A 6,606-nucleotide genomic window follows, 5' to 3' on the forward strand; every position below is an offset into this window, starting at 1 on the left:
GACCCTGTCGTATTCGGCCGCCGTCGTTGGGGCCACATGGACAGGGTAATTCGCATGTAAGGGACTCCTTTCTCCCTTATCGGTATGCAAATTGCCTGCCAGAGTAATTATTGCAAAAATAGGGTTTTGAAACTGCTTCTAGTCCTGATGATGGGGGGGATCGTTTTGGCGAGAGAAGTACCGCGTCCCCCAGCGGGGATTCATGACGGGTGGTTGTATGTTCGGCTCCATCCTCGCTTCAGGAAGTATCCTACCGTCGACGGCTGGGAGTCGTCCTATCCATTGGACTGCCCCATGCGTGAAATGGCCGCCGGAGGCTTTATTTACGGTCGATCGCAAACCGACGGTTATGATTTGAGAGTCTGGATCGTCCCTTACTGGTCAATCGTTCTTCCTCCTACCCTGCTTTCCGCGTGGCTTCTGATTGGGAAGCCACGAAAGCCCGCCGTAGCTCAGCATGAATCGACTTCACTTGAGCAGCCCAGTTCGATAGTTCGCGGCTGAGTCGCGGGGATCCCACATGTAGCTGGCCGCGTCCACAATGAATGCGACAACCGCGAGCGACGAGCGATGAGCAAAGAGCGACGAGCGAAGACCGGAGACGGATGCGAAGAAGGGGTAAGACGGAACGATCTGCTATTCTCCCACATACTTCCAGGTGAGGTTGAAACGGGCGAGGTATTTTCTGAGACGGTCGGCATCGTTAGGGATCCTTTTGTCGAGGCGTGAAACGGCAAACAGTTTCCGGCCGGGTTCCGAGAGTGAGCGCGATAACTGGCAGACCTCCAGAACGTGAATTAGTTTGGAACTGATCGAATGGGTTGATCGCATCCAACTGTTCGTCGCTCAACATGGAATTCAGAAGAAGTCGCCCGGCTGAAAGCACGGTTCGTGATCAAGGACGGCGATAAGGCGGATGATTAAATGACCGAGGCAATTTGTATTGACGGTTCTCTGGGGGAAGGGGGCGGACAGATCGTCCGGTCGTCCCTGACATTGTCGCTGGTGACCGGCCAACCTGTTTTCATTGAGAACATTCGCGCCGGGCGAGCGAAACCAGGATTGATGCGTCAGCACCTGACCGCCGTTCAGGCTGCAGCCCGCATCGGGAATGCTGAAGTGACAGGTGCCGAAGTGGGGTCTCGCTCGATCCGGTTTTCCCCTCAACGGATCACACCCGGAAACTATCACTTCAGCATTGGGACGGCGGGCAGCACGACACTCGTCCTGCAGACGATCCTCCCGGCGCTGATGATTGCAGACGGCCCTTCGACCGTCACACTGGAAGGGGGAACGCACAACCAGTGGGCTCCACCGTTCGATTTCCTGCAGCATGCATATCTCCCTCTGATCAACCGCATGGGGCCCCGGGTGTCTGTGGAACTGGAACGCTATGGGTTCTACCCCGCAGGGGGTGGGCGTTTGACGGTCTCGATCCAACCCTCCGGCAGCTTGAATGGCTTTGACCTGATGGAGCGGGGCGAACTCAAAAAGCGATCGGCGATGGGACTGGTCTCCAATCTGCCTCGACACATCGCTGAACGAGAAACACAGACCATCCTGAAAAAGATGAACTGGCCCGCTGACTCGGCTCAGGTGCTCGAGGTCACCGCGCACGGTCCTGGGAATATCGTCTACACGATGCTGGAATACGAACAGGTGACAGAAGTGACGACGGGATTCGGCCGCATCGGATCGAGCGCGGAAAATGTCGCCAGCGAAGTGATCCGCGATACCCGGAACTATCTCAAGAATGAAGCCCCGGTCGGTGAGCATCTGGCAGATCAGCTTTTGCTGCCTCTCGCCATCAGTGCCTGGCAATCAGGGACGCACCGCCGTGGTGGATCGTTCCGCACAAGTCCGCTGACCCGGCACTCGACGACTCATATGGAAGTCATTCGACGGATGATGGGGATTGAGATTGACGTGTCCCGCGACGAACGAACTCAGCAAACAACTGTGATTCTCCGGCCGAAATCCAGCGAAGATTGAGGTGTCACTCTGAATGGGGATTCAGGTTCCGTTATCCGCTCCACCGATCGGAACGGAACTTTGTCATCGTGTTATCAATCAACCCAGGTGACACTCGTGTTGCTGTGGTAGATTGTTGTTTCATCGGACTTGATTTCAAAGTCGTAGTAGCCTGGCGGTTGTCTCTGGATGAAAATCGACAGTCCGTCAAAATCGTCGTCGGATCGAAGACGTTTGGGACACCAGAGGGACAGCAACTCCTTTAACGCGTCAAACTCAAGCTTGCTGAGCTGATCACACGAGAGATGATTTCGGCCTGAAGTGTGGAGTGCTCTGGTGAGTTGTTCCGTCAAAAAAATGGTGCGGGCTTGCGGAGGACGAAACGCGGTCGTCGAAGTAAATCGCTCCCACGCCTCGCCAGAGAAAAATTCCGAGGTATCGACTTCCTCCATCACTTCGTGTGAGCAGCCTTGTGCGAGTGCGATCATCATGAGCACTCCCATCCTGGCGGTTTGAGCGAGCATCGTTGGTTATCAATCCTTCGTGGATCACGCGCGACGATCCGGGAGAGACGCTTGTTGCACAACTCTTCTACGTCGTCGACTAATCGCCCATGGCTCGCGTACCGAGGGAGCGCCAGATTTTCAGGTCGATATCATTGCCTGAAAAACGTACCGCCCCGTCGGCAATCAGGATATTGACTCCTCCAGAATGTTGACTGCTGGCACTGTAGATTTTGGCACGCCGAGTATCCAAGTCTTCACAGCTAGAGCCGTTCGGTGTATCGAAGTGGGAATAGGTATAGTCACGTTGATTTCCGCTAAGCCACATTTGACCGCGGGTATCCGAGATAACGGGACTCTTCGCGGGATCAGAACTGCGGCAGCGCTGAGAAAGTTCGTCAATCTCTGAATTTGTTGTGGCTCCTGGAATCAGATTAAAGATCAGGGATTTCGGACGGGTCGTGTCTGCTGGGCGAACTCCAAGTGGCAGAGAGGGACTTCCCGCACCACGAAGAAACTCGCTCGCGATCGCGGTATTGGACGTACCGTCGGTGATTACGGAGTAACTTGAACCTGTTGTGAACACACCAATCCCTTGCAGTGGCTCTTCTTTCGCCTCGGGTTCTGGAAAATGGCGAATTCCGTCTCCCGCGAGATTGACTCCGTAGTTGGAACCAATCGTAATGGGGCACGCATCGGACGGGCACCGCATGAGCGGTGTAGGATATTTCAGTTCTGATGAGGGATCTTCCACATGGGAATCCGTTCCCAGCAGGCGATCGTACGCAGCGAGTTCGGCCAAACCGAGTTCTGGGAGAAGATTTGCCCAGATCGATTTGGGCCGGCTGTGGACGTGACCACTAATTGGAGGGAAGCAGTTGAATGTCGAATGGTAATTGCTGAAGGCGACACCAATCTGTCGCAGTTGGCTGGCGCACTCCATCTGTCGTGATTTCTCACGAACACGCTGAGTGGCGGGAAGCAAAATCGCCGCCAGCAGTCCCAGGATGGTAATGACAACGATTACTTCTACAAGGGACATGCCCCGCCGCGATATCAGGAGGACGCCGTTCCGAGATCGGTACTGAGCGAGCTTCACCCGTTCCTCTTTCTCTCGATGAAGATGCTACACTAGTCTACGATACGACCGTGGTGGGGGTCGAAGACTCTCGTGTCAGTACAGCCTGGAACGATATTTTCAACCGTGAACACGTTCCGAATTATTGTCCTGTATGTGTCCCGCTGGAAGACCACTTTGATAGAGCAAGGCGAGAGAAAAATTGAAACGGGAAACCGACGCCCTTGTCGCTGCTCGCAAAAACTGCTTTTGCAGAGCTGCGTCTGACTGACTTGCTGTTGATTGACGTTTATCCCTTGGTGGTACTGGTAGAGACACGTCATTTCGTGCTGTTCGCGATTTTACGCTTCGAGAGGTTCTGGTATGAGACGCGGTGGTTTCAGCCTGATTGAGCTGCTGGTGGCAATCGTCATTATGGGATTGCTGCTGGCCATCGCGCTGCCTGCCATCCAGGCGTCACGTAAGGCCGCTCGGTCAACTCAGTGCCGTTCGCATCTGAAACAGATTGGTGCTGCACTCCACAATTACGAGTCGATTCATGGCGTGTTTCCCCCCTGTGTTTCTGACAGCGGAAGCTGGCACGTTTCGATTCTGCCCTTCATCGATCAGACGCCTCTTTACAATCTGGTGAATACGTCGGCGAGTGATCCGACGGCCGCGATCAACCACATACCGATCGAGATCTACTTCTGTCCGGCCGATGCCGCTCCACGTGTGTTCAAAGGGGATGTCGATTACGCAGCCACCAGTTATCTGGGGAATTCAGGAAGTGGCACGTCAAAATTGAATTATGACGGCGTGTTCCGGCATCTGGAGACGATTTTTCCCCAGTTCCCGGATGGTCCAGTCGGATTCGCTGAGATTACCGACGGGGCCTCCAGTACGGCCCTGGTATCGGAAGTCCTTCACTCGCTGGGCGGAAACTCGACGGAAGCGATCCGGATGGTCTTCAACACACCGCAGCGATATCCGTTCGAGGAACGAGAGGCATTTCTCGCGGAATGTGCTTCGATTCCTGCGAATGCGTGGCAGCAGGGATGGCGTGGATCGAATCTTGCGCATGGCTGGCGGTGGACGCAGGGGAGTATTGGGTATTCCACCTATAACCACGCCTTGCCCCCGATGCAGCCAAGCTGTTTCAACCGAAGCGATGTCCAGACGGGAATCTATACGGCAGCCAGCCACCATCGGTCGAGCGTCCACGTCGTCTACTGTGATGGCCACGTGGGGACTGTTTCACCCGCCGTCGACGCCGCGTTGTGGCGGCAGGCCGGTTCCCGGAACGATTTCGAAACCCAGGACCTTTTCGAAGCCCCGGATCTGTAGGTTCCGCTGCAGGAAATGAGAATGTCGATCCCTTGGCGGAAGTGCACTTCAGTATGACAGGTCGCAAGAACATGCTGTCCAGGCGGGCTCTCGCTACCGCGGTGATTGCGATCGGGATGGTGGTCCTGATCGTGGTCTATTTGCGCAGTGCTCCACTGCCACAAGTCGATTATGCGGCTGCGGACGAAAACGAGAACGCGATTGACGTCGATCTTGTGTTCTGCCTGCCAACGCAGGACCGCAGCCTCGTTCCTGAAACAGAAATCCCGCAGAGTTTTGTTTCAGGAACGAGGCTCTGTTTTCAAGGAACCGTCGAGCGAGAGCCGAATACGCCCCTGCTGCCAATCGTGCTTTCGATGTTTCAGGATCGTCACGGAAAGCCTCCTGTCATTTGTGCATCAGGAATGGGGACGCCGGAAGAACCCTCGGGGGAGGTCCAGATTTTTACCAACGCACCTTTAGAACCGGGCACGTATCGACTCGAAGCAGAATGGTTTGGTGGCGGCAACTTCGTCGCGCGGGCAACGGTGAAAGTCATCGTGGATCGCGGCAAACGGAGGTAATCTCTTCGATCGCAGTCAAATTCGATCGCAGTCAAAGGGGTGAACGAGATGCTGCCTCGAAGAACTTCACCCGGTGGCAATCGTTTCGGCGGCAGGAAACATCGATGGATGACGTGACGTTGGACAAACCCCTCATTGTGTTGACTTCGCTGGCTTGAAAGTTGGAGTCTGGTTCACGCAGCAGCTTCTCGTACGTAAAGAGTAACTTAACGGAATAGATAGTGTTCCCGGTCGAGCAAGGGACCTGCCGAGCGGAATGGATACGGATCGGGAACCACTCATTAAAAGGATCGCGTCATGCAACGCCCGGACAGTGCGAGGATCTGGAGTTATGCAACACGAGGCTCTGAACGTGTTCTGGTTCCGGGGGCGCGACTGAGCGGGACTTTGCTGACGGAACGGAAATTGTCCCCCGTCTGTATGCCTATCTCGCTGCAACAGAGACAACGTTATTGAGATTCGTCGCTTTTAAATTGATCGCGACTTGGACGCCAGAAGTTGCGTCTTTCGAGGAATCGTTGCAGTCGTACTGCACCATCCCAGGGACGGTGTATGCTCCGCCGCTTTATTTGGAGAGAGATTGGGAGGGACCTGACGCCGTGCGAGCATGCGTGCGCGAATTGGAGGTCGAAGGTCTTATTCGCGTGGGTCGCCCCGATCCAATACCTCACGAGGAAGGAGTACTCAATTTACCGCAAGACTGGTCCACCGAGGAGAGCATTCATTTTTGCGTGACTGAGAAAGGCGCTGCTGAGTGGCTGCATATCGAGAAAGACATCTTGAATGCTGAGTTTCATGTGTTTGGATGGTCGGAATCCGGGTACGTTTGTGTGTCCACACGTCCGCCTTACAGATGTCTATTTGGGGACCTGATCGACGAATGCAATTTATTCAGTTGCACAGAAAACGGCCCGAAGCAATGTCGGATCGATTATGTGCCGCAGTGGCGTGGATCGTGGTGGCGACCGATTGTCCCCGGTTATGTGACGTTGTGTCCGGTGGGCATAACAGTGATGGATCCAGGGGGTTCGATCTCGATTAGTTGATAAAGATCCCGGCGCAGCCTTCGAAGGTGACAAGCGAGACGTGGATAAATTGTGTGACGAATGAAGGGGATACCACAGGGACGGTGTCCCCTCCATTCGTCAATTCTTTGCGTTCAAAG

General features: G+C 54.8%; 6 protein-coding genes. 4 read left to right on the forward strand and 2 right to left on the reverse strand.

The window, feature by feature from the left end:
* Window positions 1–126: 126 nt before the first annotated feature.
* Together VGE80_RS20225 and rtcA are read left to right on the forward strand one after the other, a co-directional pair.
* Window positions 127–504 carry a hypothetical protein gene (locus tag VGE80_RS20225; RefSeq protein ID WP_440593915.1) on the forward strand — a complete coding sequence of 126 codons (378 nt, stop codon included), beginning with the start codon at window positions 127–129 and terminating at the stop codon, window positions 502–504.
* 420 nt (window positions 505–924) lie between these two features.
* Window positions 925–1,992, forward strand: a complete 1,068-nt coding sequence (rtcA, locus tag VGE80_RS20230) for an RNA 3'-terminal phosphate cyclase (RefSeq protein ID WP_440593916.1) — start codon at window positions 925–927, stop codon at window positions 1,990–1,992.
* A gap of 74 nt (window positions 1,993–2,066) precedes the next feature.
* Here rtcA and VGE80_RS20235 read toward each other — a convergent pair whose 3' ends face one another.
* Both VGE80_RS20235 and VGE80_RS20240 read right to left on the reverse strand, forming a co-directional pair.
* Entirely contained in the window at window positions 2,067–2,495 is a 429-nt protein-coding gene (locus tag VGE80_RS20235) for a hypothetical protein (RefSeq protein WP_440593917.1), read from the reverse strand.
* A gap of 79 nt (window positions 2,496–2,574) precedes the next feature.
* On the reverse strand, window positions 2,575–3,516 hold the full coding sequence (locus tag VGE80_RS20240) for a DUF1559 family PulG-like putative transporter (RefSeq protein WP_440593918.1): 942 nt from the start codon (window positions 3,514–3,516) through the stop codon (window positions 2,575–2,577).
* 399 nt (window positions 3,517–3,915) lie between these two features.
* On the opposite strand from VGE80_RS20240, the gene VGE80_RS20245 reads away from it, so the two are divergent.
* Window positions 3,916–4,878: a DUF1559 family PulG-like putative transporter gene (locus tag VGE80_RS20245; protein WP_440593919.1), complete on the forward strand. Its 963-nt coding sequence runs from the start codon at window positions 3,916–3,918 to the stop codon at window positions 4,876–4,878.
* Between the two features lie 32 nt (window positions 4,879–4,910).
* Entirely contained in the window at window positions 4,911–5,441 is a 531-nt protein-coding gene (locus VGE80_RS20250; RefSeq protein ID WP_440593920.1) for a hypothetical protein, read from the forward strand.
* Window positions 5,442–6,606 lie beyond the last annotated feature (1,165 nt).

Origin of the sequence: Schlesneria sp., from assembly GCF_036405755.1 — a bacterium.
Lineage (GTDB): Bacteria > Planctomycetota > Planctomycetia > Planctomycetales > Planctomycetaceae > Schlesneria > Schlesneria sphaerica.

Bases quoted from the DNA above. Each gene is read 5' to 3' on its own strand.
- VGE80_RS20235 (WP_440593917.1), bottom strand. From the start codon at position 2,495: ATGCTCGCTCAAACCGCCAGGATGGGAGTGCTCATGATGATCGCACTC.
- rtcA (WP_440593916.1), top strand. From the start codon at position 925: ATGACCGAGGCAATTTGTATTGACGGTTCTCTGGGGGAAGGGGGCGGA.
- VGE80_RS20240 (WP_440593918.1), bottom strand. From the start codon at position 3,516: ATGTCCCTTGTAGAAGTAATCGTTGTCATTACCATCCTGGGACTGCTG.
- VGE80_RS20245 (WP_440593919.1), top strand. From the start codon at position 3,916: ATGAGACGCGGTGGTTTCAGCCTGATTGAGCTGCTGGTGGCAATCGTC.